This window comes from Rahnella sp. CJA17(1/100), from assembly GCF_963881615.1.
GTDB lineage: Bacteria > Pseudomonadota > Gammaproteobacteria > Enterobacterales > Enterobacteriaceae > Rahnella > Rahnella aceris.
Map to the genome: position 1 here is coordinate 71,672 of NZ_CAWOJA010000044.1, position 26,272 is coordinate 97,943.

Genomic DNA, 26,272 nt, shown 5'->3' on the forward strand with positions numbered 1-26,272 from the left:
GTAGTATGAGCAGTAACTTCAGAACTCACCTGTTGAGTCTGTCGTTACTGGTTGGCGTAGCGGTCCCATGGGCCGCTACTGCCCAAGCGCCAATCAGTAATGTCGGCTCAGGCTCGATTGAAGATCGGGTCACCTCTCTGGAGCGTATTTCTAACGCTCACAGCCAGCTATTAACTCAACTCCAGCAACAACTTTCTGATACCCAACGTGATATGGATACTCTTCGTGGTCAAATCCAGGAGAACCAATATCAGTTGAGTCAGCTTGGTGATCGCCAGAAGCAGATTTTTAATCAACTGGACAGCTTAAGCCAGAGTTCTGCCGGAGCCGCCAGCACGGGTGCTGCAGCAGCCACAGGTGACGCTTCCGGTTCTGCTGCCACAACGCCTGATGCGGGTGCTGCACAAGCCCCGGCAAGCACCGGTGACGTGAACAGTGACTACAATGCTGCAGTTTCACTGGCGCTGGAAAAGAAACAGTATGATGAAGCCATCGCGGCTTTTCAGAGTTTCGTAAAAAAATATCCTGATTCAACTTATCAGCCTAATGCCAATTACTGGCTGGGACAGTTGTATTACAACAAGGGTAAAAAAGACGATGCTGCCTATTATTTTGCAGTTGTGGTCAAAAACTACCCTAAGTCTCCAAAAAGTTCTGACGCAATGTTCAAGGTTGGGGTGATCATGCAGGAGAAAGGGCAGGCTGATAAAGCCAAAGCCGTCTTCGCACAGGTCGTGAAACAGTACCCAAATACCGATGCGGCAAAACAAGCTCAAAAACGTTTATCTGCAAAATAGTTCCTCGTTCAGGTCCGGAAAATGTACATATCGTGCATTTTCTGGGCTTGAGTGTGTGAAACGCCATCAGTTAGCACTCTTTCTGAAAATTAAAGTTGCACTGAAAAGTTAAATAAGTAATATATGCCGCCGTTGCCCAGACAACTCCAAACGGCTAACGCTGTCAGAGATTTAGGCAATATGCAGCAGGTTTAGATGGGCCGTTAGCTCAGTTGGTAGAGCAGTTGACTTTTAATCAATTGGTCGCTGGTTCGAATCCAGCACGGCCCACCAATCTAAATCAGCATTGCATGTGGCTTGCACACCAACTGCAAGACACGCTGGCAATAAGAAGTATTCAGGAAGGGCCGTTAGCTCAGTTGGTAGAGCAGTTGACTTTTAATCAATTGGTCGCTGGTTCGAATCCAGCACGGCCCACCACTTTTAACGTGGAATTTCCTGAAGATTTTGAAAGCCAAAATTAAAGCAGTACGCAGCATTTAGATGGGCCGTTAGCTCAGTTGGTAGAGCAGTTGACTTTTAATCAATTGGTCGCTGGTTCGAATCCAGCACGGCCCACCACTTTCAAAGTGGAAAATGTAGTGAAGCAGTGCAGGATGAGAACCACAAGTTCGAGCCGAGCGAAGCGAGACGACAACGCGCAGCGTTGCCCGCAGGGCGAGGTGAAACCGAGTCAATCCAGCACGGCCCACCACTTTTTTAGTGAAACCATCTAAATTGCAAAATTCAGAGAAAAGCGCCTTTTGGCGCTTTTTTCGCATGTGAGTCCCAAAAGACCTCATTTTTTCTTAAGTCTTCGCTTTTTGTTCCCCCGTTGCGCGTCTTGTTCGAGACTCTTTTAAGTCCAGTAAACATTTTAAGCCCTGCGTCTATTATTTGGACGACTTTACCTGCTTTTTGCGGTATTTTGTTTAGCATACAAAACTAAGGATTCCCGGGTGGGATCTGTTGTGGCTTATGGCTATCCGGGCAAGTTGCCTGACTGAATGAGATAACGAGTATGAGCGAAACATTGGATCTGAATGCGACGGTTTATCCTTTCCCTCCGAAACCCGCCGTGCTGACTGCAGATGAAAAGACCTTCTATAAAGAGAAGATCAGAAAACTGCTGAAGGAACGTGATGCCGTGATGGTGGCGCATTATTACACCGATCCTGAAATTCAGGCGCTCGCTGAAGAAACCGGTGGTATTGTCGCGGATTCTTTAGAGATGGCGCGTTTTGGCAGCCAGCATCCTGCTTCGACCCTGCTTGTCGCGGGTGTGCGCTTCATGGGAGAAACGGCCAAAATCCTCAGCCCGGAAAAAACCGTGCTGATGCCAACCCTCAACGCTGAATGTTCTTTGGATCTGGGTTGCCCGGGGCAGGCTTTCTCAGATTTTTGCGACCAGCACCCCGACCGCACCGTTGTGGTCTACGCTAATACCTCAGCAGCAGTAAAAGCCAGAGCCGACTGGGTCGTGACCTCAAGCATTGCGGTTGAGCTGATTGAACATCTCGATAGTCTGGGTGAAAAAATAATCTGGGCACCTGACCGGCACCTCGGAAATTACGTCCGTAAGCAGACGGGGGCAGAAGTCTTGTGCTGGCAGGGCGCCTGTATCGTCCATGACGAGTTTAAAACACAGGCCCTGACCCGAATGAAAGGCTTGTATCCGAACGCCGCTGTTCTGGTGCATCCGGAGTCTCCTCAGGCGATCGTTGATATGGCTGATGCGGTCGGTTCTACCAGTCAGCTTATTCAGGCGGCAAAAACGTTGCCTCAGAAGCAACTGATCGTTGCCACTGACCGCGGCATTTTTTACAAAATGCAGCAGGCGTGCCCGGACAAAGAATTGTTTGAAGCGCCGACGGCGGGTGAGGGCGCAAGTTGCCGAACCTGCGCGCATTGTCCGTGGATGGCGATGAATGGCCTTAAAGCCATTGCTGAAGGTCTGGAACACGGCGGCACGGAACATGCTATCGAGGTTGACGAAGCGCTGCGTGTGAAATCACTGATCCCCCTGAATCGCATGCTGGATTTTGCTGCCCAACTTAGATTACGGACGCAGGCTAAAGCGCTGTAAGCATTTTTTGTGACTGATAATGTCTTGTGACTGACAATAAAAGGAAAAGGATGTGATGATGGATTTTTTCAGTACCAGCAATATTCTGGTTCATATACCGCTTGGAAAGGGCGGATATGACCTGTCGTGGATTGAAGCTGTAGGCACCCTTTTTGGATTGCTCTGCATCTGGTACGCCAGCAAAGAAAAGCTGATCAACTATCCTTTCGGTCTGATCAACGTCACATTGTTTGCGATCATCTTTTTCCAGATCCAGCTTTACGCCAGCCTGCTGCTGCAGATTTTCTTCTTTGCCGCGAATATCTACGGCTGGTATGCCTGGAGTCGTCAGACAGCCGATCAGGAAGCTGAATTGCAGATCCGCTGGTTGCCGCGTGGTAAAGCGCTGATATGGGGCGTAGTGTGCATCGCAGGCATTCTGCTGATGACCTTCAACATTGACCGCGTTTTTGCCACCCTGACGCTAGTGGCGGTGAATCTGATGCAGGCGCTGGGGCTGAATGTGCAGATGCCTGAACTGCAACCTGATGCCTTCCCGTTCTGGGATTCGTCAATGATGGTGTTGTCGATTGTGGCAATGCTGCTGATGACCCGAAAATATGTCGAGAACTGGCTGCTGTGGGTCATCATTGATGTCATCAGCGTCGCGATTTTCGCTTATCAGGGCGTTTATGCGATGGCGCTTGAATACGTGCTGCTGACGCTGATTGCACTGAACGGTTCGTGGCTGTGGATCAAAAGTGCAAAGCAAAACGGTTCTCAGCCTTTGCAACCGGCCTGATTTTGCGACCATAAAAAACGCCTCCATAACGGAGGCGTTTTGCTTTCTGGTTCTGACCTGAGGAATCAGTGGTGATGATGTGCATGGCTATGACCATGATGATCGTGCCCGGCGCTGGTCACCGGAATTTCATTCATCTCACAATCCGGTGCTTCACACTGGCCATATTCCATCTGTATCGTGGCATGGCCGATGCGGCATTTTTCCAGTAAATGGTGCTGAATGCGGTAAAGCAGCGCGTCGTGATCGTGCGGTGGAACAACCTGCACGTGCACCGTCATCAGACGCTGTTCACCAATCTGCCAGACGTGAACGTGATGCACGTTACGCACCTCCGGGATACTCAGCGATAAATCCCGGCGCAGTTTATTGATATCGATCTCTTCCGGTGTGCCTTCCAGCAACTCATGGAAACTCTCCCGCAGCAACCGCCAGGCATTGTTTAACACCAGGCAGGAAACCAGCACTGATAAAATCGGGTCCACAGGTGTCCAGCCGGTATACATGATGATCAGCGCCGCAGCGACCGCCCCAATTGACCCCAGCAAATCACCCAGAACATGCAGCGCGGCGGCACGCACATTAATGTTGGCTTTTTCCTGGCCCTGATGCAGCAGCCAGAAGGCCAGAATATTGGCAAACAGGCCAGCGATGGCGATCACCAGCATAGTGGTGCCCATCACCGGCTGCGGATTAAAGAATCGCGCGATGGCTTCCCAGACAATCAGAACGACAATCACCAGCAGCGCAGCGGCATTGACGAAGGCCGCCATGGTCGTCAGGCGCAAATAGCCAAAAGTATGGCGGGTATTCGGCTTACGTTTAGCAAAGCGTACGGCAAGCAATGCGACAAGCAGAGCGGCGGCGTCAGTCAGCATGTGTCCTGCATCGGCCAGAAGCGCCAGAGAGCCGGAGATCAGCCCGCCAATCACTTCGGCCACCATGAAAATCACAGTAACGAGGAAAGCCAGCAACAAACGGCGACTGTTTTTGTCCTGTGGTAACAGGGAAAAAGACATAATTATATTCACAAAAATGATGAACCGAGACAATCACAATAGCGTAATCATAACGTGTTGCAAGAAGGGGAAGTTAAGGAAGAAGGAGGAAACAAAGTTCCTCCTGTGTGAGCAACCGTGACGGGATTAGTTACCGGTTTCTTTCGACGGTGTTGTGCCCGGGGTCTGATTCGGACAACGGCCATCTTTACACATGGTTTTCTTATGCTGTTTGTCTTTGCTCATGTGATGCGTAGTGGTATCCGTTTTGGTATTCACTTCATTCACAGGTTTACTGGTATTGTTGATCTGATCGTTGCTCACACTTTTTGGCGCAATTTTCTGAATTGAACCCGGCGAGCCGGACTGATTTGCCTGGCCATTGTTATCGCTGGCTGAGGATTCGCCGGCAGCATAAGCAGCGCCGGTGGTCAGCGCCATGGTTGCGGTCAGTAACATGATTGCGAGCTTTTTCATAATGTTCATCTCCATTGTTTCGTTAAAGGTCCATGGTCGTTTTTCATGTGCCTGATAAAAGCCTAGCTAAATAAATTATGTCCTAAATCAAAATGAGACGAATCGTAAGTGTAAAAGCAGGTTTACACTGACATTCAATACGGCTAGATTGAACGCGGTCAGCGTTTCGCTTTGTCTCTTATGAACACCCGAATGGAACAGTTATGAATTATCAAAACGACGATTTACGCATTAAAGAAATCAAAGAACTTTTACCTCCGGTTGCCCTGCTCGAAAAATTTCCCGCCACTGACAAAGCGGCAAAAACAGTTTCTCAGGCTCGCAATGCCATTCATAAGATACTGAAAGGAAACGATGATCGCCTTCTTGTCGTCATCGGGCCGTGCTCCATTAACGATCCGAAAGCCGCGAAAGAATACGCTGCCCGTTTGCTGAAAATGCGTGAAGAGCTGCAAGGTGAGCTGGAAGTGGTGATGCGTGTTTATTTTGAAAAACCGCGCACTACGGTGGGCTGGAAAGGGCTCATTAATGATCCGCACATGAATAACAGCTACCAGATTAACGACGGTTTGCGCATTGCCCGCAAACTGTTACTGGATATTAATGACAGCGGTCTGCCAGCGGCGGGCGAGTTCCTGGACATGATTACGCCACAATATCTGGCGGATTTGATGAGCTGGGGTGCCATCGGCGCACGTACCACGGAATCTCAGGTACACCGTGAGTTGTCCTCCGGCTTATCTTGCCCGGTTGGTTTCAAAAACGGCACCGACGGTACCATTAAAGTGGCGATCGACGCCATCAACGCGGCTGGCGCGCCGCATTGCTTCCTGTCTGTCACCAAATGGGGTCACTCCGCTATCGTGAACACCAGCGGGAATAACGACTGCCATATCATTCTGCGCGGCGGCAAAAAGCCAAACTACAGCGCTCAGGATGTGCAGGAAGTGAAAGAAGGCCTGAAAAAAGGCGGACTGCCAGCCCGTATTATGATCGATTTCAGCCACGCCAACAGCAGTAAGCAATTCAAAAAGCAAATGGAAGTGTGTGAAGACGTTTGTGGTCAGATTGCGGGTGGCGAACAGGCGGTAATGGGCGTGATGGTCGAAAGTCATCTGGTCGAAGGGAATCAGAGCCTCGACAGCGGTGAACCTCTGCTTTATGGTCAGAGTGTGACCGATGCCTGTATCGGCTGGGAAGATACCGAAGTGCTGCTGCGCAGCCTGGCTAACGCTGTCAAAGCGCGCCGTGGTTAATCTCATCTTCTGAGAATACCTTTCTGAGCCCCGTTTTCGCGGGGCTTTTTCTTGCCTGAATATGCCCTACAGTTCACAGCGCATATCCATACAACGCAAATCAGCATTCGCCATCTCAGAGCGGTAAAGACTCTCTTTTACCAGACTGAAACCGTTCCTCTTATAAAATTCAAAAGCATTCGGTGTGGAAGCCAGCGTAAGTGCTGTGAATCCCCGCGATTTGGCTTCCGCTTTTATGGCAGCAAGAATTTGCGTGGCGAGTCCTTTGCCTTCGAATTCCGGCAACGTAAAAATCGCTTCAACACTGCCATTTTTCAGATCGAGAAAACCTGTTGCCGCCGGTGTCTCCAGCCCGTGCACCTGTCCGACAAAAAAAGGATTCTCCGCAATAGCTTTGCGATATCCGGCAGGCATCTGTTCGGGCGTCCACGCCATCACAATGTCTGCGCCATAGGTATTTTTACATCCGTGGCGGATAGCCTGATTCCGTATTTCCCACAGCGTTTCTGCTTCATCGGGTGACGCGAGTCTGACTGGCATCAGTTTCTCCTTAGGTTCAGATACAAAAAAGGCACGCTTGCGCGTGCCTGTTCTAATCGCTCTGCTTAATGCAGAAAACGCAAAATTACTTCGCTTTACCCTGGTTTGCCACGGCCGCTGCTTTCGCTGCGATTTCGTCGGCATTACCCAGATAGTAACGTTTGATTGGTTTGTAGTTTTCGTCAAACTCGTAAACCAGTGGAACACCGGTAGGGATGTTCAGTTCCAGAATTTCCTCTTCGCTCAGGTCGTCGAGATATTTAACCAGTGCGCGCAGGGAATTACCGTGTGCCGCGATGATGACGCGCTCGCCGCTGGCGATGCGTGGTTTGATCACTTCAGTCCAGTAAGGGATGACGCGTTCGATGGTCAGCGCCAGGCTTTCTGTCGTTGGCAGTTCTGCCGCAGTCAGTTTAGCGTAACGTGGGTCGTGGCCAGGGAAACGTTCGTCAGCGCGATCCAGTTCTGGTGGCGTCACAGCAAAACCACGACGCCATTGTTTAACTTGCTCGTCACCGTATTTCTGTGCAGTTTCTGCTTTATCCAGACCCTGCAACGCACCGTAATGACGTTCGTTCAGTTTCCAGGATTTCTCAACTGGCAGCCATGGCTGGTTCAGTTCGTCCAAAACGCTCCACAGTGTGTGGATGGCACGTTTCAGCACAGAGGTGTATGCAAAATCGAATTGGAAGCCTTCGTCTTTCAGCAGCTGACCAGCAGCTTTTGCTTCGGTGCGGCCCTTATCGGACAGTTCAACATCATGCCAACCGGTAAAGCGGTTTTCTTTGTTCCACTCACTCTCACCGTGTCTTACCAGCACCAGCTTGGTTACAGCCATAGCTAAACTCCTCAGTTAACTCAATTTTCAATGATAACAGTTATCATTATAGGGTCTGGGCATCCCACTCAGCAATCTGAAACTTCCTCAGGAAATCTTTGCGGGACGCTGTTTGTATTAAACATAACGAATTTGCTGCGACGATGTAAAACAAAACGCGCAGAAGGTCACCCTGACAGCGCGTTTTGTACAAGCAGGTCAGCGTGATCAGCTGGTTTTTTTCAGGCAGGTACTCATGAAGGATTTACGCGCATCGCCTTTCAGATTTTGCTTCGCGGCATCGGCATTACAGGTTTTCATTTTCATCTGCTGAGGATTCATTTTATCGTCAGTTTTAGCCTCTGCTTTCAGACAATTGCTCATGAATTTTTTACGTTCATCCCCTTTCAGGGACTGCGTAGTGGCCTGCTGATTACAATCGGTCATTTTTTGGCGTTGCTCAGTCTGAGCAGGAGAAGGGACTTTAACCGGGTCCGCCGCCAGAGCGGAACCCGCCGCGCACAGCGTTGCCAGCAGGGATAGCACAACAGGTAAACGCATATCAAAACTCCTTAATAAACGTCCTTTTATGCAGGACACCCTCTGAGTTTAGATGTTTAGCTGAGAAAGTGCGGAAGCAGATGCGCAGTCAGTCACAAATTCGAAGAAGTTTGGGAAAAGGACAGAGCCTTGAAGCCCTGTCCTGAACGAATTACAACGCGAAGAACTGATACGTCGTCGAGGACTTATAAGTCTGACCCGGCTTGACCCAGCAGCTCGGTTGCGGCCAGGTGGCGTGATTCGGGCTGTCCGGCAGAAATTCGCTTTCCAGCGCGACACCGCTGTAACTGGCGTATTCACCGCCGCTGCGGTTCGGTGTTCCGCCTAAGAAATTACCGCTGTAGAGTTGCACGGCGGGCGCAGACGTAAACATTGTCATTTTGACTTTGCCGTCGGCAGACCACAAATGCGCTGCCGGATTGCTGCCGCTGTTGCAGGTGCGGTTGAGCAGATAGGCGTGGTCATAGCCTTTCACGCGTTGCTGGTCGCGGTCGGTGAGGAAATCTTTCGCCAGCGTTTTGGCTGCGTTGAAATTCATGCCGGTGTTTTCAACCGGGGTCGGATCCGCACAGGGAATGCCATCGCTGTCGACCGGCAGGAAACGGTCCGCAAACAGTTGCAGCTTGTGCTGGCGCGCATCAGTGCCTTCGCCGTCGAGATTGAAATAGGCATGATTGGTCAGATTGACCGGGCACAGCTTATCAACCGTCGCTTCGTAACGGATTTCCAGACGGTTATCGTCAGTCAGCTGGTAATGCACTTTCGCCGTCATGTTGCCCGGATAACCCTGATCGCCGTCGGCCGAAAATAGCTGGAACGTCAGCTTCTGCGCGGTCTGTTCGAGAATAGTCCAGCGACGCGCATGGAAACCTTCCGGCCCGCCGTGAAGCTGATGCACGCCCTGATTGGCGACCACCAGATGCGGTTTGCCGTCGATATCAAACTGCGAGCGGGCGATACGGTTGGCATAACGTCCGACGGTCGCGCCCAGATACGCGCTCTGGTTCATGTATTCCTGCGGCGACTGGCAGCCCAGCAGCAGTTCACGCGTGGAGCCATCTGTCAGCGGCAGGGTAAAGGATAACCAGGTCGCGCCCCAGTCCATGAATGTGGCGGTGGCACCTGCCGCATTCTGTAGCGTAACCTGTTCAAACGGCTGGCCATCGGGCGCCAGTTGCGTGTTTTCAGGTTTTAACATATGCCTGCTCCTTGGGAAGCTGTGCAAACGTAGAAGGTTTCTTTCAGACCGCTGCGCGCGTGATATTGCTGTTCAACGGCATGACGGACTTTCTCCACCATGTCTTCCGGCACCAGCGCCACGATGCAACCGCCAAAGCCGCCGCCGGTCATGCGCACGCCGCCTTTATCGCCAATCACTTCTTTAACGATTTCCACCAGCTTATCGATTTGCGGCACGGTGATTTCAAAATCATCACGCATTGAGGCGTGAGATTCTGCCATCAGTTCGCCCATACGTTTCAGGTCGCCACTGGCCAGCGCGTCAGCTGCTGCCAGCGTACGGTCATTTTCTGTGATGACGTGACGTGCACGGCGGGCAACGACCGGATCCAGCTCATCCTGAATGGAGAAGAACAGGGCAGGGTCAACGTCACGCAGCGCTTTTACGCCAAAGAAGCGTGCCGCCACTTCGCACTGTTCGCGACGGGCATTGTATTCGCTGTCCACCAGACCGCGTTTCACGTTGGAGTTGATAATGACCACCGCGGCGTTTTTCGGCATGGACACTGCACGGGTTTCCAGCGAGCGACAGTCGATCAGCAGTGAATGATTTTCTTTGCCCAGCGCAGAAATAAGCTGATCCATAATGCCGCAGTTACAGCCGACAAACTGGTTCTCCGCTTCCTGACCGTTCAGTGCCAGCGCAACGCCGTCCAGCGGCAGATCGTACAATGATTTCAGCGCCTGACCGACCGCCACTTCCAGCGATGCGGATGAACTCAGGCCTGCACCCTGTGGCACATTGCCGCTGATCACCATGTCCGCGCCGGAGAAATCTTTGTTACGCAGCATCAGATGCTTCACCACGCCACGCACGTAGTTGGCCCACGGGTGCGCATCGCTGTGCAAAATAGGCTCGTCGAGCGAGAAGCTGTCTTCGTCGTTATCGAAATCGGCGGCGATCACGCGGATGGTGCGGTCATTACGCTGTGCACAGGCAATCACTGTTTCATAATCGATGGCGCATGGCAGCACGAAACCGTCGTTGTAATCGGTATGTTCGCCGATCAGATTTACACGGCCCGGTGCTTTGATGGTAATGGTGGCAGGGTAGCCGAATTTATCGGCAAAGATTTCCAGGGTTTTGGTCTTCAGTTTCATTATTTTTCTCTGGCCTCACGATAATGGACATCACTCACCGCCCGCAGACGCTCGGCGGCTTGTTCCGCTGTCAGGTCGCGTTGGGTCTCAGCCAGCATTTCGTAGCCGACCATAAATTTGCGCACCGTGGCTGAACGCAGCAACGGCGGATAGAAATGTGCGTGCAACTGCCAGTGTTCGTTGTCGTCTTCGGTAAATGGCGCGCCATGCCAGCCCATCGAATACGGGAAAGAGCACTGGAACAGGTTGTCATAACGGCTGGTCAGCTTTTTCAGCGCCAGCGCCAGATCACCGCGTTGTGCATCGCTCAGTTCGGTAATGCGTTTGACGTGAACTTTCGGCAACAGCAAGGTTTCGAACGGCCACGCTGCCCAGTAAGGCACCACCGCCAGCCAGTGTTCGGTTTCGACCACCGTACGGCTGCCGTCAGCCAGTTCGCGCTGCACGTAATCCAGCAGCATCGGCGAACCTTGCTGTTCAAGATAGGTGCGTTGCAGGCGATCTTCGCGTTCGGCTTCGTTAGGCAGGAAGCTGTTGGCCCAGATCTGACCGTGCGGATGCGGGTTGGAGCATCCCATCGCCGCGCCTTTGTTCTCGAAAACCTGCACCCATGGATAGGTTTTTGCCAGATCCGCGCTTTGCTCCTGCCAGGTTCTGACGATCTCCGTCAGGGCTTCAACCGACAGTTGTGGCAGCGTTTTGCTGTGATCCGGCGAGAAACAGATCACCCGGCTGGTGCCGCGTGCGCTCTGAACGCGCATCAGTGGATCGTCGCTTTCCGGCGCAAAAGGGGTATCCGGCATCAGCGCGGCATAATCATTGGTAAACACAAACGTGCCGGTGTATTTCGGATTCACATCGCCAGTCACACGGGTGTTGCCCGGACACAGGAAACAGTCCGGGTCATGCGCAGGCAGCGTTTCCTGCGAAACGGCTTCCTGCTGGCCTTGCCACGGACGTTTGGCGCGGTGCGGGCTGACTAACACCCACTGATCGGTCAGCGGGTTGTAGCGGCGATGCGGGTGATCAATCGGGTTAAACGTGGTCATAAACTTTCCTTAGTGCACCTTAGTCCGGGTAGCCTTGCGGGTTTTTCGACTGCCATAGCCAGGTATCGTTGGCCATGTCTTCAAGCGTTCGGGTGACTTTCCAGTTCAGCTCTTTCGCCGCTTTGGTCGGATCCGCCCAGTAAGCCGGTAAGTCGCCCTCACGGCGCGGTGCAAACTTGTAATTCACGGGCTTGCCGCAGGCTTTGCTGAAGGCATTTACCACATCCAGCACGCTGTGGCCGAAGCCCGCGCCCAGGTTATAAATATGTACGCCCGCTTTGTTGTGCAGGGTTTTCATTGCCGCCAGATGGCCGTCGGCAAGATCCACCACATGGATATAATCACGCACGCCGGTGCCGTCCGGGGTCGGATAATCGTTGCCGAAAATCGCCACGGACTCACGACGGCCTACCGCTACCTGCGCGATAAATGGCATCAGGTTATTTGGCACGCCCTGGGGATCTTCACCCATCAGGCCAGACGGATGTGCGCCGACCGGGTTGAAGTAACGCAGCAGCGTAATGCTCCATTCAGGTTCTGCACGCTGCACATCCTGCAGAATTTGCTCGACCATCAGTTTGCTGCGGCCATACGGGCTGGACGGATTGCCGGTCGGGAAATCTTCAACGTAAGGCGTTTTTGGCTGATCGCCATACACGGTCGCCGAAGAGCTGAAAATCAGGTTTTTAACGCCAGCTTCACGCATGGCTTCAACCAGCACCAGCGTGCCGGTGACGTTGTTGTCATAATAAGCCAGCGGTTTTGCCACCGATTCACCCACGGCTTTCCAGCCAGCGAAATGAATGACGGAATGAACAGGGTGCTCACTGAAAATTTTATCGAGAAGCGCGCGGTCGCGAATATCACCTTCGTAGAACAGCGGCGTTTTGCCGGTCAGGCTGTGGATGCGTTCCAGTACGCTGACTTTGCTGTTATGAAGGTTATCAAGAATGATTGGCGTAAAGCCTGCATCAATCAGTTGCACGCAAGTATGACTACCGATGTAACCGCTACCACCTGTGACTAAGACGTACATAAGAGCTCCCCGATGATTATCTTGATGCAACGATATCACGCTGCAAGGCTGAAAAAGGTGATCCATCCCCAATAAAATGGAATCGCTTACACAAACAGTTTACCACCTTTCAACATGACTCAACAGGTGCTGCGTGCCATGCAGAAAGCCTTCTGCAGCTGGCAGCAATCCAGAAAGGATGGGTTGTGTAATCGATTACACTAACATTTATGCTTTGTCTGAATCAGTTTTCCGTGCTCATTTTCAGACTCCAGCCGGGGAAATGCCGACATTTTGTCCAGTAACCAGCGGCGGAGCGTCACGATGTCCTCGCGCAGTGCTTTCTCTTTTGCGGTCACCAGATAATAGTTTGCGCCGGGAAGATATTGAGGGAATGGCGTGGTCAGAATGCCTTTTTCAATGAAGTCATGGGCCAGCAAACTGCTGACAATCGCCACGCCCTGACCGGCAATTGCCGCCTGAATGGCATGGGTTTCATCTGTAAAGCGCAGGCCGCTGTCGGTATTTAATTGCGCGGGACCAACGTGTTTTTTCCAGTTTTCCCAGTCGGGAGAAGGATGGGGAATATGACGGTTTTCTACATGAAACAACGTCACCTCTTTCAGATCTTCCATCGTTTTCAGCGCCAGTGCAGGACTGGCAACCAGCACAAAAGTGTCGTGATAAAGCAACGTTGAATCGAGGCTTTCATTGGCGGATTCACTGTAACGGATCGCCACATCCACGGTATTACGGGTTAAATCCACCAGTTCAATGCCGGTGTGCAGGCGTAAATCCATTTCGGGCGCAGCGGCTTTTAAGTCCGCCAGCCGTGGCACCAGCCAGTGCGTCAGGAAATTGGACGTGGTGGTCAGTGTCAGTGCCGCAGGCAACCCGGCGTGATGGATTTCTTCGACGGCTGCCTGTAATCCGGCAAATGCCTGCCGGGTGGCGTGGCGCAGAATTTTCCCCGCAGCGGTTAGCCTGACCTCACGGGCGCTGCGCTCAAACACCGCCGTGCCCAGTGCTTCTTCAAGCACACGGATCTGATGGCTGATGGCGGTGGCCGTCACGCCGATATCTTCTGCAGCGCGTTTGAAACTCCTTTGCTGCGCCACGACATCAAACGCTTTGAGCGAACCCAGCGGCGGTAAACGGATCTTCTTCATGATGAGTTATTTTCATCCATTGCTGAAATCTATGACTTTGAGTTAGCTAAAATAGGCGGTGTAAGCTCTTTCATCAACACGATGAAGATGAAACGTATTCATCTACTGAGCCGATGAATGTTGATAAAGGAACTTGCTATGAACGCCAAAAAATTACCCATGCCGTTGCTGGCTTCTGCGCTGGGCACGCTGTTTGTGCTGAACCTGACGCTGACACTGCTGAGCGTCGCCTTTTACGGTCTGGACACACCGCTGTCCCACTCGCTGGCGGGGGCTGCCGCACTCTTTTTTGTACTGTTTATCATCAGCGAACGTTATCACCCCGAACCTCTACTGCCACATCATCTGCGGTCGTCGTTGCTGTTACAGATAAGCCTCTGGACGCGTATTTTCGTCACGGCGGTCACTTATGCCACGTGGTTCATGCTGGCGGTGGCGATGTATCAGCTTTACGGATTGGGCGTACCGGGCATTATTCTCAGCTTTGTTGCCTTATTGCTGATAATGCTGCCGGGCAAAGCGCTCAGCGAAAAGCTCGGGCGGAGAATGACATCTGCCCGCACCTTGCTGTGGGGTTTTATGATTGTGGCGGGCGGACTGGAGGGGATGGCGATGACACCCTCGTTCTGGCCGGTGCTGCTGCCGGGGATGTTACTGACCGGATTCGGGGCGGGTATGGTTCGCCACGCCGCCGCGGCAGAAAGGGATCTGCTCACCGGGGACGAATACCATTATGCAATCCTGCTGGGAGATTGGGTTCGGGTGAGCAGTACCATAGTGATACTTGCACTGCTCATTCTGCTACTGAGAAATAACCCCGGCCAGCAGGGGATTGAAAACGGATTTTCATTGCTGGCGGCACTGGCGCTGGCTGGTGTCGTGACTGCGCTGATGATTCCCGCAAAGGCGAAGCAAAATAACGTTACAGCGCGTCAATCTGATAACGGTAGATTTCGCCATCAGGAATAAAGCTCAGCCGGTGAGTAATACATTCCGGCGCATCTTCCGCATGATGAGAAACAAACAGCAACTGGGTTTCGCCTTCGCCGATCAGAATATCGACAAAACGGCGCACCAGCTGGCGGTTGATCGGATCCAGCCCCTGCAAAGGTTCATCCAGAATTAACAGCGCAGGATGCTTGACCAGTGCGCGGGCGATGAGCGCCAGCCGCTGTTGTCCCCAGGATAAACTGTGGAACGGGCTATCACCGGCATCGCCGTCCAGTCCGAGCAGTGTCAGCCATTGCGAGGTGAGCAATCTCTGCCGGTCAGATACCGCCTGATAAATGCCGATCGAATCGAAGAAACCGGAAGTAATGACATTGCGCACGCTGGTGCTGACGCGATAATCCAGATGCAGACTGCTGCTGACGTAGCCGATATGGCGTTTGATGTCCCAGATGGTTTCACCGCTGCCGCGCCGGCGACCGAACAGCGTCAGATCATTGCTGTAGCCCTGTGCGTGATCGCCGGTGATAAGGCTCAGTAAGGTGGATTTCCCGGCACCGTTCTGGCCGGTGATCTGCCAGTGCTGACCGTGATCGACCTGCCAGCTCAGATTGTGCAGGATCGGCTTGTCGTTGTACTGCACCACGCCGTCACGCAGTACGATCAAAGGGCTGTCGGCAGGCGGACTGACGCGGGCTGTCGGATCTTCTGCTTCCGGCACAGCCATGCCGTTCAGGCTTTCGCTGTGTGCCAGTTGAGCGACCAGCGCATCAGCCATCACCTGTTCGCGCGCACCCACCGAGGCCAGCGTGCAGTCAGCCAGTACGCCGACATTTTTCACAAATGCAGGAATGTCGTCAAAGCGGTTAAGCACCAGCACCATCGTCTGACCTTCCCCGGACAAGGTTTCCAGCAACTGTGCCAGTTGCGCCCGGGCGTTGACGTCGAGGCCATCGAACGGCTCATCCAGCACCAGCAAATCGGTTTTTTGCATCAGCACCTGGCACAGCAGAGTCTTGCGCGTTTCGCCGGTGGATAAATATTTGAAGCGGCGGTCGAGCAATTTCTCAATACCAAACTGCGCGGCAAGGGCAGCACAGCGGGCAGGGTCGCGCACTTCATCCTGAATAATTTCAGCGGTGGTGCGGCCGGTATCGTCTTCACCTTCGCTCAGTAAGTCGGTGTTGTTACGCTGCCATTCATCGGCCACCAGCTTCTGCAACTGCTCGAATGAGAGACGCACAATATGCGGAAAATTGTTTTCCCGGGTACCTTTCAGCAGGGTTAAATCGCCTGCCAGCGCTCGTGCCAGTGCGGATTTTCCACTGCCATTTGAGCCGACAAACGCCCAGCTGTCGGCCTGCTGGATATTCAGATCAGAAAGTGTGAGGGTCCGGGTATCACTGAGACGGAAAACGCCTTGCGAGATATGTAACGACGACATCTTAATCTCTCATTTTCAAATGATTATAAAACAAGGGATAAGCGCTGCACCTTCGCAAGTCAATTGACAAATCTGCAAAATGAAAACGCTGATTTTGCAAGATACTGATTAAATACTGCTTTTAGCACAGGGTGGCCAGGATCACTTTGTCGTCATCAAACTGCGCGTAAACGCTCTGACCGTTTTTCAGAGCCAGTTTATCGGCTTCGGCATTCGGTACCGTCGCACACAGAATTTCACTGCTTTGCAGTTTCATCAGCACTTCGCTGCTGTTTTCACCGCGCTGGATGTGGGTGACACTGCCCTGCAAGGCGTTATGCGGATTTTCTGCGGTGAAGCCAAGGGTGATCCAGGGCGCTTTGATCAGCACCAGCACTTCCTTGCCGGGCGTTAACGCCAGACGGTCTGCGCTTTGTTCAGTGATCGCGGCGCGGATTTTTGTTTTGCCGTCAGCCAGCAGGACATCAATATGCTGCTGAACGGTGCTGTTATCGCGTTCAATCACGTTGCCGAAGAACTGGTTGCGCGCGCTGGTTTGCAGGGAGAAACGTGAAATGGCCGCCAGCAAACTGTCGAGAGGGAGCGAATCTTCTTTTAGCACGTCGAAGGCTTTTTGCTGGATTTGCGCCAGTAATTCATAAAGCTGGATCAGGCGCTCGCCGTAAGGTGTCAGCACTGCGCCGCCACCGCCTTTCCCGCCGGTGCTGCGATCGACCAGCGTCTGATCGGCAAGCTGATTCATTTCATTGATGGCATCCCAGGCGCTTTTGTAACTGATGTTCGCGAGCTTAGCCCCCTGACTGATTGAACCGGTGTGGCGCACCTGTCGCAGTAATTCAATACGGCGCGGATCGGCAAACAAACGTTGCTGAAGTTTAAGGGTTAAGAGAATTTCGGCTTGCATCGCAGCTTCCTTGTTAGAATCATGGCTTATTGTCGCCGCTAAACCTGCAGGCAGGCAAGTTGGCTAAATGCTAAAGTAATTACCGTCCCGTGCTGTTATTATCCGCAACAGTTTGATTTTTCGTTTTTGACTTCATGTACGAAGTCCAACATCGCCTCAGGGCGATTCAGCCAGTTAAGTGAGGCTATCATGTTAGAACTATTAGAAAGTTTGATTTTCGCTGCCATCATGGTGCCGGTCTTCATCGCTGTGATCCTGGGCTTGATCTGGGGGCTGGGCGAAGTATTCAACATCATCTCTCACGTGGGCCACTCTAAAGAATCCCGTGAGAAACCTCATTACTGATTAATGAGACTGTTTGTTTCCGGAACCCGGCCCTTGCGCCGGGTTTTCTTTTTTCCGGGTTTTCTTTTTATAGTTCAGATCAAAAAAACATAGGTTATCTCCTCCTGACTCATAAAAATGAATGACATCGTTTTTCGTCGCGCTATATTAAAGATTACATAGCGAAATATCTCTTCATAAAGGCGAAGGAAAACGATGACATATCAATGGGGTAAAGTATTCACCGCAACCATTCTGGTCGCAGGGCTTGGCGTTCAGGCGCAGGCAGCAGAGAAAATCACGGTGTTTGCCGCTGCATCACTCACCAATGCTTTGCAGGATATCGCCACCCAATACCAGAAAGAAAAAGGCGTGCAGGTGGTCTCATCCTTCGCCTCATCTTCGACACTGGCCCGCCAGATTGAACAGGGCGCGCCGGCAGATTTGTTTATTTCTGCCGATCAGCAATGGATGGATTATGCCATCAGCAAGCAGCAGATGGTCGATAACACCCGTTACACGTTGCTGGGCAACGAACTGGTGCTGATTTCTGCGGCTAACAGCAAAATCAACAAAGTCGACATCTCTGAGAAAACTGAATGGACCAAACTGACGGGCGACAGCCGCCTGGCGGTGGGGGACCCTGATCATGTCCCGGCCGGGATTTATGCCAAAGAAGCGCTGCAAAAACTGGGGGCCTGGAGCACGCTGGAACCTAAACTGGCGCGCGCCAGCGACGTCCGTGCGGCCATGGCGCTGGTTGAACGCGAAGAAGCGCCAGTGGGCATAGTTTATGGTTCTGACGCCGTCGCCAGTAAAAAAGTGAAAGTGATCGGTATTTTCCCTGCCTCCAGCCATAAGCCGGTTGAGTATCCGATGGCGATGGTGAAAGGGCACGAAAATGCCACCGTCAGCGGTTTTTATGATTATCTGAAAACCCCGGCAGCGGCTGCAATCTTCAAAAAATACGGTTTCACGCCTCGCGGCTAAGTTCATCGCTGTTGCTGAAAACAGATAAAGCCTGCGCTGCGCCAGAAGGTTTTATCTGTCCATCCCGGTTTCTTTCCCCATGTGTGATTCTCTATACTTTGACGTAAATTAAAGCCTGCGAAATTTTTGCCGATATTTTATCTCTGCGACACATAAATTCAGGATTAAGAAACCGACATGATGTTGAGTGAATATGAGTGGCAGGCGGTACTTCTTAGTCTGAAAGTATCGAGCCTGGCCGTTGTTTGCAGTCTGCCGCTTGGTATTCTGATGGCGTGGGTCCTCGCCCGCGGCCGCTTTCCCGGCAAGTCCCTGCTCGACAGTATTATTCATTTGCCGCTGGTATTACCGCCGGTGGTGATTGGCTATTTGCTGCTGGTGGTGATGGGGCGACGCGGCTTTATCGGCCAGCGTCTGTACGAATGGTTTGGTTTCAGCTTCAGTTTTAGCTGGCATGGTGCAGTGCTGGCCTCGGCTGTGGTGGCATTTCCGCTGATGGTGCGGGCGATACGCCAGTCGCTGGAGGCGGTTGACCCCAAACTTGAACTCGCCGCCCGCACGCTCGGTGCTTCTCCGTGGCGGGTCTTTTTCACCATCACACTGCCGCTTTCCGTGCCGGGCGTCATTGCCGGCGTGGTGCTGGCATTTGCCCGTTCGCTGGGCGAGTTTGGTGCAACGATCACCTTCGTCTCGAATATTCCGGGTGAGACCCGCACCATTCCGCTGGCGATGTATACCCTGATTGAAACGCCGGGCGCGGAAGGCGCTGCCGCACGGCTTTGCGTGCTGGCAATCCTGCTGTCTCTGGCGGCATTGCTGATTTCTGACTGGCTGGCAAAACGCAGCCGTATCCGGCTGGGAGGCTGACATGCTTGAACTCGATTTCAGCCAGACGCTGGGCAGCCTGGAATTACAGGTGTCGCAGACCTTACCGGCGCAGGGGATAACGGCCATTTTTGGTTTGTCAGGCGCAGGAAAAACCTCGCTGATTAATGCGATCGGCGGCCTGACCCAACCTGATAGTGGCCGCATTACCTTGAACGGCCGCATCTTATCGGATAAGCAAAACAACATTTTCCTGCCGCCAGAAAAACGCCGCGTCGGTTATGTTTTTCAGGATGCGCGACTGTTCCCGCATTACCGCGTGAAAGGTAATCTGCAATACGGCATGGCGCCGTCGATGCGCGGACAGTTCGATAACATCGTGCGGTTGCTCGGTATCGCCCCCTTGCTGGATCGCTTCCCGCTCACGCTTTCAGGTGGCGAGAAACAGCGGGTGGCAATTGGTCGTGCGCTGCTGACAGCACCGGAAATTTTACTGATGGATGAGCCGCTGGCCGCGCTCGATATCCCGCGTAAACGCGAACTGATGCCTTACCTGGAGCGTCTGGCGCAGGAAGTCAGCATTCCGATTTTGTATGTGACGCACAGCCTCGATGAGATTTTACGTCTGGCGGAAAAAGTGCTGGTGCTCGACGGCGGTAAAGTGCTGGCGATGGGCACGCTGGAAGACGTGTGGGCGAGCAATGTGATGCGGCCGTGGCTGCCGAAAGAAGAGCAAAGCAGCGTGCTGAATGTCAGCGTACTGGAACATCATCCGCGCTATGAAATGACCGCACTGGCCATTGGCGATCAGCGTTTATGGATCAGTAAAGTCGAAGAGGCGCCCGGCACGGCGTTGCGCATTCGCGTGAATTCCACGGACGTTTCGCTGGTGCTGCAACCGACGGCTAACAACAGCAGTATCCGCAATATTCTGCCAGCGAAAGTGCTCGAATGTCTGGATCTGGGGAATCAGGTGGAGGTCAAACTGGCGATGGCCGATCACATCATCTGGGCGCGGATCTCGCCGTGGGCGAGGGACGAACTGATGATCCGCGCAGGCCAGTGGTTGTATGCGCAGATCAAAAGTGTGTCGGTCAGTCGTTAATCGTATTGCGTCTTACTTTTTTGACGGGTTAAAGGCGGCGTAAAGCACCAGAACCTCTTCGGCAAACGCGTCATCAATAATATAGAAATAGCATTCCGGCACGTTAAGCACCCGGGCGAAATGACACATGGTGTCGAAGTTCGGGCTGTACGTGCCGTTTTCATATTGCGACACCCGCGAACGCGCAGTGCTCTCATCTATTCCGGCTAAAACACCTAATTTTTCCTGCGTAAGTCTGGCTTTTGTCCGTGCGGATTTCAGTCGATGTGGGATCATTATCAATAACCATAGAAACTGTATTGACGTTATGTTTAGCATCACTTAACATTATTGTTGTTTAGAGTTACTGGACATCGTTATATGTCAGTGTAATTCACAATTCAGATAGTTGAACAAACAACATAAGGAAGAGGGATAAAAATGGAAAATGACTGGCATCCGGCAGATATCATTGCTGCATTACGTAAGAAAAAATCCTCACTGGCGGCGGTCTCGCGTCAAGCCGGTTTAGGCTCATCCACACTGGCCAATGCGCTGGCGCGTCCGTGGCCGAAAGGGGAACTGATCATTGCTCAGGCTCTGGATATCCATCCGTCGGTGATCTGGCCCAGCCGGTACTTCGACGAAAATCAGCAATTAATTACCCGCGCCGTGCGGCCGGTCAGAAATAAGACGCTGAAAAGCGACTGATTATCCTGCAAAAAAAACACCTTCCTCTGCGAAAGAGGAAGGTGCGTCGTTAAAGGTTAGTTCAGGACTTTATTGCGGATAACCTCAGCAATGCCGGGTGTTTCGTGATCGCCAATCACCAGTGCGGCACGTTCTTTGATAGCATCTGCGGCATTGCCCATCGCCACGCCCAGACCGACATTTTCCAGCATGCTCAGGTCGTTGTAGTTATCACCGAACGCCACCACATCCTGCATGCTCATACCCTGCGATTCGACCCATTCCTGCAAACGGCGACCTTTGCTGTTGCCTCCTTTCGCCACATCTACCTGATCATGCCATGACCATTCGCAGGCCAGACCCAGCTCGTTTTCAACCTGCGAGGCAAACGTATGCAGGGCATCGAGATCCTGATGTGAGGTGGCGAATTTCCAGATCGACTGCGCATCATCAGCGGCTTCGCGAAGACTGTTCACCTGAATAATGTTCGGACGCTGATGCTCCGGCAGGGTTTGTCCCCAGGCAATGGACCGGCTGACGTGGCCGCTCGGTTGCTGATACAGCATGGCGTCATCGACATACAACAGACCGTGGATGCCGTGATATTCCAGCAAGTCGACCACTTTTTTTGCTTTGACCGGATCCAGCGGATCAGAAGTTAAGACCTTACGTGCCTGATAATCATACAAATAGGTGCCGTTGCAGCAGATAGCAGGTGTATCGAGCTGCAATGCCTGATAAAACGGATGGATAGCGACATGATGGCGTCCGGTCACGACAACCACTTTGATTCCCTGTGCACGGGCATCGGCCAGTGCGGCAAGGGATTCTGGAAGGATACGTTTTTGGCGGTCCAGCAGCGTCCCGTCGAGATCGAGGGCAATAATGCGATAAGTCATGAGCAGTCCATCGTAAGTGAGGGGGAATAAGGGGAAATTATCGCCATATTACCTTTTTTAGCCTGCTAATTAAACCGGGTATCCGGCACTAAAGGTGCCGTCGTATCGTGCTAACCTGAGCTACGCTGTAAAAAACATAACGACTCATTCAGTCTTAATAAGGAGATGTGATGAAGCAAGTTGTCTACATTGCCAGCCCTGAGAGCCAGCAAATCCACGCTTTTCGTCTGGCAGACAATGGTGAACTGAGCCTGCTGCAAACGGTGGACGTTCCGGGACAGGTTCAGCCGATGGTGATTCATCCCGATGGTCATCGTCTTTACGTCGGCGTACGTCCTGAGTTCGGCGTGCTGACCTACCGCATCGACCATGAAGGTAAACTGGAAGAAGCCGCGATGGCACCTCTGCCGGGCAGTCCGACGCATCTGGGTATAGACCTTCAGGGGCGTTTTGTGTTCTCCGCGTCCTACAGTTTTAACAATGTCAGCATTCATCCGCTGGATGAAAAAGGCCTCGCGCTGGCCCCGGTGCAGGTGCTGGAAAACATCCAGGCTCCGCACTCAGCCAATATTGACCCGACCAATCAGGTGCTGATGATCCCGGCGCTGAAAGAAGACCGTATCCGCCAGTTTGACTTCAGTGTGAACGGCGAAGCGACGCCGCATAACGCGCCGGAGCTGAAAACCGCAGCGGGTGCGGGCCCGCGTCATATGGCATTCCACCCGAATCATCATTTTGCCTACTGTGTAAATGAGCTGAACAGCAGCGTGGATGTGTACCAGAAAGACGTCACCAGCGGCGAATACCGTCAGGTGCAGACACTGGGGATTATGCCCGCTGATTTCACCGGTACCTGCTGGGCGGCCGATTTGCACATCACGCCGGACGGCAAATTCCTGTATGCCTCAGACCGTACTGCCAGCCTGATTTCTGTGCTGACCGTCTCAGAAGATGGCAGCGTGCTTGAGCTGGCCGGGCATCACGCCACCCAGACACAGCCGCGTGGTTTCAATATTGATCACTCCGGCCAGTATGTGATCACCGCAGGGCAGAAATCGGATGCGATTGAAGTGGCGAAAATTGATCCGCAAAACGGTCAGCTGACGACGTTGAAAACCTACGCAGTGGGTAAAGGCCCGATGTGGGTAAGCATTCTGGAAATTAATTAATCACGGCTGTTTACTGGTTAGTTTACCTAATGATTTATTTTTAACTGATCAATAATACCGCTCTGAAATAATGATCAAGCCCCTGTAATAAGGGGCTTTTTTATTTCCTGTGCTATACGTGCTATTGATAAGAAATATTTTAATGTTTCTATAAATGTTGAACATTGCTGGTCGATAACTCTCCCGTTATTCACTCATTCTTCGGTGGCGTTGCCACTTCAGAGTCAGTCCTTTTGGTTATCAGGGAGAAGAAAATGAATGTACTTTCAGGGATCGCTGGCCGGGTTCGCCATGCCACAATTGCCAGCAAGCTCGGTGCAGGATTTGCGCTGGTGTTGCTTCTGGGATCCTTTATCGCTGTGTCCGGTGTCTACCATCTGACCAGCATCAATCAACGCGCTGAAAAAGCGTCCTTGCTTAAGACCGTTAACGATTTGCTGAGCGATGCCAAATTTACCCGGCTTTCATATATGGCCAGCAAAGACCCCAGATTTGTTGAAGAAAACCGCCAGGCGCTGGATAAACTGGAAGCCCGTCAGGCTGATGTTGAGGCGTACTCCTGGGATCCGCAAGACCAGCGTCTGGTGGAAACCATGCCGGAAAATATCCGCCGTTATCGTGAAAGCTGGCAGCACACGCTGAATCCTCCGGCAGGCAGCGATGCGGAAAAAATCACCGCGCAGCTGGCCGAAGCCGGGCTGGCCCTGACCTCTGCGTCTAACACGTTGCTCGATCATGAGATGAACAATCTGCATAACGAAGTGACGCGCACCATTTCTGAAATGCTGGTGATCATTGTGGCGACCGTGGTTGCCGGTGTGTTGATTTCGTGGCGCATGACCCGTCAGCTGACACTTCCTCTGCGCCGCACGCTGCAAACCGCAGAACGTATCGCTGCCGGTGATCTTTCTACCCATGCCACCAGCCACAGTTTTGACGAAGTGGGGCAACTGAGCCGCGCCATTGAAACCATGAACCAGAACCTGCACGGCATCATCGGTGACATTCGCGAAGGCGTAACGCAGGTGACCCGCGCTTCGGGCGAAATAGCCGCAGGTAATATCGATCTGTCAGCCCGTACCGAAGAGCAGGCGGCAGCGCTGGGGCAAACAGCGGCCAGCATGGAACAACTGACCTCAACGGTGAAACAGAACGCCGACAATGCCGCACAGGCCAGTCAGCTGGCCTCAGATGCGGCGAATACGGCAGCGCGGGGCGGTAAACTGGTGGCCGATGTCGTGGGCGTGATGAAAGAGATTACTGTCAGTTCGAAGCAGATTTCAGAAATTACCACGGTCATCAACAGCATCGCTTTCCAGACCAATATTCTGGCGCTGAATGCTGCGGTTGAAGCGGCGCGGGCAGGGGAGCAGGGCCGCGGTTTTGCCGTGGTCGCCAGCGAAGTCCGCAGCCTTGCGCAGCGCAGCGGGCAGGCGGCGAAAGAGATTGAAGGGCTGATTGGTAAATCGGTGATTAACGTCAATAACGGCTCTGTGCTGGTTGGCAAAGCGGGTGACACCATGGAAGAAATCGTCGGCTCTGTCCGTCATGTCACGCAAATCATTCATGAGATCGCATCGGCGTCTGACGAGCAAAGTCGCGGCATCAGTCAGATTGCGCAGGCGGTGGCAGAGATGGATACCGTCACCCAGCAAAACTCGGCGCTGGTTCAGCAGTCTGCCAGTGCGGCGGCTTCGCTCGATGAGCAGGCGGTGAATCTGGAACGCACGGTGTCGGTATTCCGTCTGGGCAACGAAGCGTTGTAACATTTTCGCAGAACGAAGTCCGCAGAACGAAAAAAAACCGCCGGAGGCAACCCCGGCGGTTTTTTCATGGCATCAGACTGAATTACTTCGCAGGCTGTGTCAGCACGTTGTTGTACTGCCACAGGCGGTTGAAGTTAGTGTCATTCAGATTGCGCTGTTGTTTCTCATCTTTTGGCACGTTGCCGGCAAATGGCTGGCCGGAGAAGACAGAGGCGCCCCACGGATTCATCTGGTCATAGCTGTTGTCGAAGCTGCTGTCGCGGATTACCAGCTGGCTGCTTGCGCCATCAGCATCCCACGCACGACCCATTTTCGCTTTCGCTGCCTGCTCGAAGCCACGGTCGCCGGTCAGGTTGCTGTCGATCACCAGGAAGCCATACGGTGCAGCTGCTGGCGTGTTTGGCGCAAAGACAGACGCCTGTTTCACGCCACGGCTGCTGACGGTGTGGAATTCAACGTGGTCAAAGACGGCATTCGCCCGGCCAAATACGTAATCCACATCACCCACGATCAGGCTGTTATGCACGTATGCACGGCTGTAACGGCTGTTGTCAGTCTGGTTGTGGATGTTGGCGGTGTTCACCATAAAGGTATTCTGGCGGCCAATCAGGCGCACGTTATCCAGAATCACATTGTCACCGTCGGTACGCAGCGCAACGGCGGAATGATCGCCCCCGTCAACAGTATCGAGCAGGGAATTGCCGATGGTCAGGTTCTGAATCTGCACACCGTTGCTTTGTGACCACACGGTCGCGGTACAGCCGGTGCCGATGGTTTCAGTGGTCAGGGTGGCGCAGTTCTGGAACATATAGAACGCGCGATCGCCCGGCAGGAACTGGCCGTTAGGACTGACGGTTGAACGGTAAGTGGCGGGTGCCGCTGCGGCTTCCAGACCTTGTGCGAGGGTCACATCAGCAGAGCTGTTGCCCGCGCCGAATAAGGTGACCGGTGGTGAACCCGCCGGGATGTAAACGGCGCCGTTGTAAGTGCCTGGCAGGATTTTAATGAAGATACGTTCACCGTGGTTACGCACAGCCAGTGCCGCGTTTACCGCCATCTGAACGTTAGAGTATTCTGCGCCGTCGGTGCCTAACTGCGGGCCGACCACGAAATGGGTGTTCACACCGTCAGTGCTGGCCAGTTTAGGGAACCAGCCCTGTTGCTGAACCTGCAAAGAAGGGCCGCCAAAGGCCAGATAATTTTTCGTTGTAAAATTGGCCGCTTCGTCCGCTGATAACACGGGCAGTGACGCGGTGCCCGGAGCAACCTGGCTGGATAAGCCTTGATGGCTGCTGCTGCATGCCGCCAGGATCAGGCTGGCAGACAACATAGCGCACGCGCGCGACAGGGTGGAAATTTTCACT

Annotated in this window: 27 protein-coding genes, 3 tRNA genes and 1 other RNA gene; 16 read left to right on the forward strand and 15 right to left on the reverse strand. The window is 52.9% G+C overall.

The features are described 5' to 3' along the window. Positions 1 to 5: 5 nt before the first annotated feature. From cpoB to pnuC, 7 genes are all read left to right on the forward strand, one after another. Positions 6 to 797, forward strand: coding sequence for a cell division protein CpoB (cpoB, locus tag AACU55_RS17145; protein WP_013576425.1), 792 nt, complete (start codon positions 6 to 8; stop codon positions 795 to 797). 197 nt (positions 798 to 994) lie between these two features. Next, positions 995 to 1,070, forward strand: a tRNA-Lys gene (locus AACU55_RS17150). Between the two features lie 71 nt (positions 1,071 to 1,141). Beyond that, a tRNA-Lys gene (locus AACU55_RS17155) sits at positions 1,142 to 1,217 on the forward strand. A 65-nt stretch (positions 1,218 to 1,282) separates the two neighbouring features. Continuing rightward, a tRNA-Lys gene (locus AACU55_RS17160) sits at positions 1,283 to 1,358 on the forward strand. Between the two features lie 14 nt (positions 1,359 to 1,372). Beyond that, a non-coding RNA gene (locus tag AACU55_RS17165) (RtT sRNA) lies at positions 1,373 to 1,491 on the forward strand. A gap of 306 nt (positions 1,492 to 1,797) precedes the next feature. Continuing rightward, positions 1,798 to 2,862, forward strand: a complete 1,065-nt coding sequence (nadA, locus tag AACU55_RS17170) for a quinolinate synthase NadA (RefSeq protein WP_134705814.1) — start codon at positions 1,798 to 1,800, stop codon at positions 2,860 to 2,862. A gap of 58 nt (positions 2,863 to 2,920) precedes the next feature. Continuing rightward, positions 2,921 to 3,643 (forward strand): nicotinamide riboside transporter PnuC, encoded by a 723-nt coding sequence (gene pnuC / locus AACU55_RS17175; protein WP_037037501.1) that lies wholly within the window; start codon positions 2,921 to 2,923, stop codon positions 3,641 to 3,643. Between the two features lie 65 nt (positions 3,644 to 3,708). Here pnuC and zitB read toward each other — a convergent pair whose 3' ends face one another. Then, complete coding sequence (gene zitB / locus AACU55_RS17180; protein ID WP_134705815.1) at positions 3,709 to 4,662, reverse strand: CDF family zinc transporter ZitB; 954 nt, start codon at positions 4,660 to 4,662, stop codon at positions 3,709 to 3,711. Positions 4,663 to 4,788: 126 nt separating this feature from the next. Next, the gene (locus tag AACU55_RS17185; RefSeq protein WP_013576421.1) at positions 4,789 to 5,118 is read right to left on the reverse strand and encodes a protein YbgS; all 330 of its coding nucleotides are present in this window, start codon (positions 5,116 to 5,118) and stop codon (positions 4,789 to 4,791) included. A gap of 203 nt (positions 5,119 to 5,321) precedes the next feature. Between AACU55_RS17185 and aroG the strand changes: the two genes are divergently transcribed. Then, complete coding sequence (aroG, locus tag AACU55_RS17190; protein ID WP_013576420.1) at positions 5,322 to 6,374, forward strand: 3-deoxy-7-phosphoheptulonate synthase AroG; 1,053 nt, start codon at positions 5,322 to 5,324, stop codon at positions 6,372 to 6,374. 66 nt (positions 6,375 to 6,440) lie between these two features. Here the strand turns inward: aroG and AACU55_RS17195 are convergent, their stop codons facing one another. The 8 genes from AACU55_RS17195 to AACU55_RS17230 all read right to left on the reverse strand — a co-directional run bounded on the left by AACU55_RS17195 (position 6,441) and on the right by AACU55_RS17230 (position 13,865). Then, positions 6,441 to 6,914 (reverse strand): GNAT family N-acetyltransferase, encoded by a 474-nt coding sequence (locus AACU55_RS17195; protein ID WP_134705816.1) that lies wholly within the window; start codon positions 6,912 to 6,914, stop codon positions 6,441 to 6,443. A gap of 85 nt (positions 6,915 to 6,999) precedes the next feature. Continuing rightward, complete coding sequence (gpmA, locus tag AACU55_RS17200) at positions 7,000 to 7,752, reverse strand: 2,3-diphosphoglycerate-dependent phosphoglycerate mutase (protein WP_013576415.1); 753 nt, start codon at positions 7,750 to 7,752, stop codon at positions 7,000 to 7,002. Positions 7,753 to 7,959: 207 nt separating this feature from the next. Then, positions 7,960 to 8,292 (reverse strand): PsiF family protein, encoded by a 333-nt coding sequence (locus tag AACU55_RS17205; protein WP_134705817.1) that lies wholly within the window; start codon positions 8,290 to 8,292, stop codon positions 7,960 to 7,962. A gap of 151 nt (positions 8,293 to 8,443) precedes the next feature. Beyond that, positions 8,444 to 9,490: a galactose-1-epimerase gene (gene galM / locus AACU55_RS17210; RefSeq protein ID WP_112198511.1), complete on the reverse strand. Its 1,047-nt coding sequence runs from the start codon at positions 9,488 to 9,490 to the stop codon at positions 8,444 to 8,446. Next, on the reverse strand, positions 9,484 to 10,632 hold the full coding sequence (gene galK, locus AACU55_RS17215; RefSeq protein WP_134705818.1) for a galactokinase: 1,149 nt from the start codon (positions 10,630 to 10,632) through the stop codon (positions 9,484 to 9,486). Before galK ends, galM begins: the two co-directional genes overlap by 7 nt. Beyond that, positions 10,632 to 11,681: a galactose-1-phosphate uridylyltransferase gene (gene galT / locus AACU55_RS17220; RefSeq protein WP_134705819.1), complete on the reverse strand. Its 1,050-nt coding sequence runs from the start codon at positions 11,679 to 11,681 to the stop codon at positions 10,632 to 10,634. Before galT ends, galK begins: the two co-directional genes overlap by 1 nt. A 19-nt stretch (positions 11,682 to 11,700) precedes the next feature. Further along, the gene (gene galE / locus AACU55_RS17225) at positions 11,701 to 12,717 is read right to left on the reverse strand and encodes a UDP-glucose 4-epimerase GalE (protein WP_013576410.1); all 1,017 of its coding nucleotides are present in this window, start codon (positions 12,715 to 12,717) and stop codon (positions 11,701 to 11,703) included. Positions 12,718 to 12,917: 200 nt separating this feature from the next. Further along, positions 12,918 to 13,865, reverse strand: a complete 948-nt coding sequence (locus AACU55_RS17230) for a LysR substrate-binding domain-containing protein (RefSeq protein ID WP_037037127.1) — start codon at positions 13,863 to 13,865, stop codon at positions 12,918 to 12,920. Positions 13,866 to 14,003: 138 nt separating this feature from the next. Between AACU55_RS17230 and AACU55_RS17235 the strand changes: the two genes are divergently transcribed. Beyond that, positions 14,004 to 14,834 (forward strand): hypothetical protein, encoded by an 831-nt coding sequence (locus AACU55_RS17235; RefSeq protein ID WP_134705820.1) that lies wholly within the window; start codon positions 14,004 to 14,006, stop codon positions 14,832 to 14,834. Here AACU55_RS17235 and modF read toward each other — a convergent pair. Beyond that, positions 14,788 to 16,257 carry a molybdate ABC transporter ATP-binding protein ModF gene (gene modF / locus AACU55_RS17240; protein WP_134705821.1) on the reverse strand — a complete coding sequence of 490 codons (1,470 nt, stop codon included), beginning with the start codon at positions 16,255 to 16,257 and terminating at the stop codon, positions 14,788 to 14,790. The two genes, AACU55_RS17235 and modF, sit on opposite strands and share 47 nt — an antisense overlap. Positions 16,258 to 16,378: 121 nt before the next feature. Continuing rightward, positions 16,379 to 17,161: a molybdenum-dependent transcriptional regulator gene (gene modE, locus AACU55_RS17245; protein ID WP_112151656.1), complete on the reverse strand. Its 783-nt coding sequence runs from the start codon at positions 17,159 to 17,161 to the stop codon at positions 16,379 to 16,381. Positions 17,162 to 17,350: 189 nt separating this feature from the next. Between modE and AACU55_RS17250 the strand changes: the two genes are divergently transcribed. From AACU55_RS17250 to modC, 4 genes are all read left to right on the forward strand, one after another. Further along, complete coding sequence (locus AACU55_RS17250) at positions 17,351 to 17,506, forward strand: AcrZ family multidrug efflux pump-associated protein (RefSeq protein WP_013576405.1); 156 nt, start codon at positions 17,351 to 17,353, stop codon at positions 17,504 to 17,506. A 195-nt stretch (positions 17,507 to 17,701) separates the two neighbouring features. Further along, entirely contained in the window at positions 17,702 to 18,475 is a 774-nt protein-coding gene (gene modA / locus AACU55_RS17255) for a molybdate ABC transporter substrate-binding protein (protein WP_134705822.1), read from the forward strand. Positions 18,476 to 18,652: 177 nt separating this feature from the next. Further along, entirely contained in the window at positions 18,653 to 19,342 is a 690-nt protein-coding gene (modB, locus tag AACU55_RS17260) for a molybdate ABC transporter permease subunit (RefSeq protein WP_013576403.1), read from the forward strand. A gap of 1 nt (position 19,343) precedes the next feature. Then, positions 19,344 to 20,405, forward strand: a complete 1,062-nt coding sequence (modC, locus tag AACU55_RS17265; protein ID WP_013576402.1) for a molybdenum ABC transporter ATP-binding protein ModC — start codon at positions 19,344 to 19,346, stop codon at positions 20,403 to 20,405. A gap of 12 nt (positions 20,406 to 20,417) precedes the next feature. On the opposite strand, the gene AACU55_RS17270 is transcribed toward modC, so the two are convergent. Beyond that, on the reverse strand, positions 20,418 to 20,681 hold the full coding sequence (locus AACU55_RS17270) for a helix-turn-helix transcriptional regulator (RefSeq protein ID WP_037037138.1): 264 nt from the start codon (positions 20,679 to 20,681) through the stop codon (positions 20,418 to 20,420). Positions 20,682 to 20,825: 144 nt separating this feature from the next. Here AACU55_RS17270 and AACU55_RS17275 point away from each other — a divergent pair, with 144 nt between their 5' ends. Further along, entirely contained in the window at positions 20,826 to 21,095 is a 270-nt protein-coding gene (locus tag AACU55_RS17275; RefSeq protein ID WP_015690238.1) for a helix-turn-helix domain-containing protein, read from the forward strand. Between the two features lie 56 nt (positions 21,096 to 21,151). On the opposite strand, the gene AACU55_RS17280 is transcribed toward AACU55_RS17275, so the two are convergent. Next, positions 21,152 to 21,973 (reverse strand): pyridoxal phosphatase, encoded by an 822-nt coding sequence (locus AACU55_RS17280; protein WP_013576399.1) that lies wholly within the window; start codon positions 21,971 to 21,973, stop codon positions 21,152 to 21,154. 170 nt (positions 21,974 to 22,143) lie between these two features. Here AACU55_RS17280 and pgl point away from each other — a divergent pair, with 170 nt between their 5' ends. Together pgl and AACU55_RS17290 are read left to right on the forward strand one after the other, a co-directional pair. After that, positions 22,144 to 23,142, forward strand: a complete 999-nt coding sequence (gene pgl / locus AACU55_RS17285; RefSeq protein WP_013576398.1) for a 6-phosphogluconolactonase — start codon at positions 22,144 to 22,146, stop codon at positions 23,140 to 23,142. Positions 23,143 to 23,396: 254 nt separating this feature from the next. After that, on the forward strand, positions 23,397 to 24,908 hold the full coding sequence (locus AACU55_RS17290; protein ID WP_134705823.1) for a methyl-accepting chemotaxis protein: 1,512 nt from the start codon (positions 23,397 to 23,399) through the stop codon (positions 24,906 to 24,908). An 82-nt stretch (positions 24,909 to 24,990) separates the two neighbouring features. On the opposite strand, the gene AACU55_RS17295 is transcribed toward AACU55_RS17290, so the two are convergent. Then, positions 24,991 to 26,271, reverse strand: coding sequence for a putative acyl-CoA thioester hydrolase (locus tag AACU55_RS17295; RefSeq protein ID WP_013576396.1), 1,281 nt, complete (start codon positions 26,269 to 26,271; stop codon positions 24,991 to 24,993). Position 26,272 lies beyond the last annotated feature (1 nt).

Coding starts and splice junctions, on each gene's coding strand:
- cpoB (WP_013576425.1), top strand. CDS start 6: ATGAGCAGTAACTTCAGAACTCACCTGTTGAGTCTGTCGTTACTGGTT.
- nadA (WP_134705814.1), top strand. CDS start 1,798: ATGAGCGAAACATTGGATCTGAATGCGACGGTTTATCCTTTCCCTCCG.
- pnuC (WP_037037501.1), top strand. CDS start 2,921: ATGGATTTTTTCAGTACCAGCAATATTCTGGTTCATATACCGCTTGGA.
- zitB (WP_134705815.1), bottom strand. CDS start 4,662: ATGTCTTTTTCCCTGTTACCACAGGACAAAAACAGTCGCCGTTTGTTG.
- AACU55_RS17185 (WP_013576421.1), bottom strand. CDS start 5,118: ATGAAAAAGCTCGCAATCATGTTACTGACCGCAACCATGGCGCTGACC.
- aroG (WP_013576420.1), top strand. CDS start 5,322: ATGAATTATCAAAACGACGATTTACGCATTAAAGAAATCAAAGAACTT.
- AACU55_RS17195 (WP_134705816.1), bottom strand. CDS start 6,914: ATGCCAGTCAGACTCGCGTCACCCGATGAAGCAGAAACGCTGTGGGAA.
- gpmA (WP_013576415.1), bottom strand. CDS start 7,752: ATGGCTGTAACCAAGCTGGTGCTGGTAAGACACGGTGAGAGTGAGTGG.
- AACU55_RS17205 (WP_134705817.1), bottom strand. CDS start 8,292: ATGCGTTTACCTGTTGTGCTATCCCTGCTGGCAACGCTGTGCGCGGCG.
- galM (WP_112198511.1), bottom strand. CDS start 9,490: ATGTTAAAACCTGAAAACACGCAACTGGCGCCCGATGGCCAGCCGTTT.
- galK (WP_134705818.1), bottom strand. CDS start 10,632: ATGAAACTGAAGACCAAAACCCTGGAAATCTTTGCCGATAAATTCGGC.
- galT (WP_134705819.1), bottom strand. CDS start 11,681: ATGACCACGTTTAACCCGATTGATCACCCGCATCGCCGCTACAACCCG.
- galE (WP_013576410.1), bottom strand. CDS start 12,717: ATGTACGTCTTAGTCACAGGTGGTAGCGGTTACATCGGTAGTCATACT.
- AACU55_RS17230 (WP_037037127.1), bottom strand. CDS start 13,865: ATGAAGAAGATCCGTTTACCGCCGCTGGGTTCGCTCAAAGCGTTTGAT.
- AACU55_RS17235 (WP_134705820.1), top strand. CDS start 14,004: ATGAACGCCAAAAAATTACCCATGCCGTTGCTGGCTTCTGCGCTGGGC.
- modF (WP_134705821.1), bottom strand. CDS start 16,257: ATGTCGTCGTTACATATCTCGCAAGGCGTTTTCCGTCTCAGTGATACC.
- modE (WP_112151656.1), bottom strand. CDS start 17,161: ATGCAAGCCGAAATTCTCTTAACCCTTAAACTTCAGCAACGTTTGTTT.
- AACU55_RS17250 (WP_013576405.1), top strand. CDS start 17,351: ATGTTAGAACTATTAGAAAGTTTGATTTTCGCTGCCATCATGGTGCCG.
- modA (WP_134705822.1), top strand. CDS start 17,702: ATGACATATCAATGGGGTAAAGTATTCACCGCAACCATTCTGGTCGCA.
- modB (WP_013576403.1), top strand. CDS start 18,653: ATGATGTTGAGTGAATATGAGTGGCAGGCGGTACTTCTTAGTCTGAAA.
- modC (WP_013576402.1), top strand. CDS start 19,344: ATGCTTGAACTCGATTTCAGCCAGACGCTGGGCAGCCTGGAATTACAG.
- AACU55_RS17270 (WP_037037138.1), bottom strand. CDS start 20,681: ATGATCCCACATCGACTGAAATCCGCACGGACAAAAGCCAGACTTACG.
- AACU55_RS17275 (WP_015690238.1), top strand. CDS start 20,826: ATGGAAAATGACTGGCATCCGGCAGATATCATTGCTGCATTACGTAAG.
- AACU55_RS17280 (WP_013576399.1), bottom strand. CDS start 21,973: ATGACTTATCGCATTATTGCCCTCGATCTCGACGGGACGCTGCTGGAC.
- pgl (WP_013576398.1), top strand. CDS start 22,144: ATGAAGCAAGTTGTCTACATTGCCAGCCCTGAGAGCCAGCAAATCCAC.
- AACU55_RS17290 (WP_134705823.1), top strand. CDS start 23,397: ATGAATGTACTTTCAGGGATCGCTGGCCGGGTTCGCCATGCCACAATT.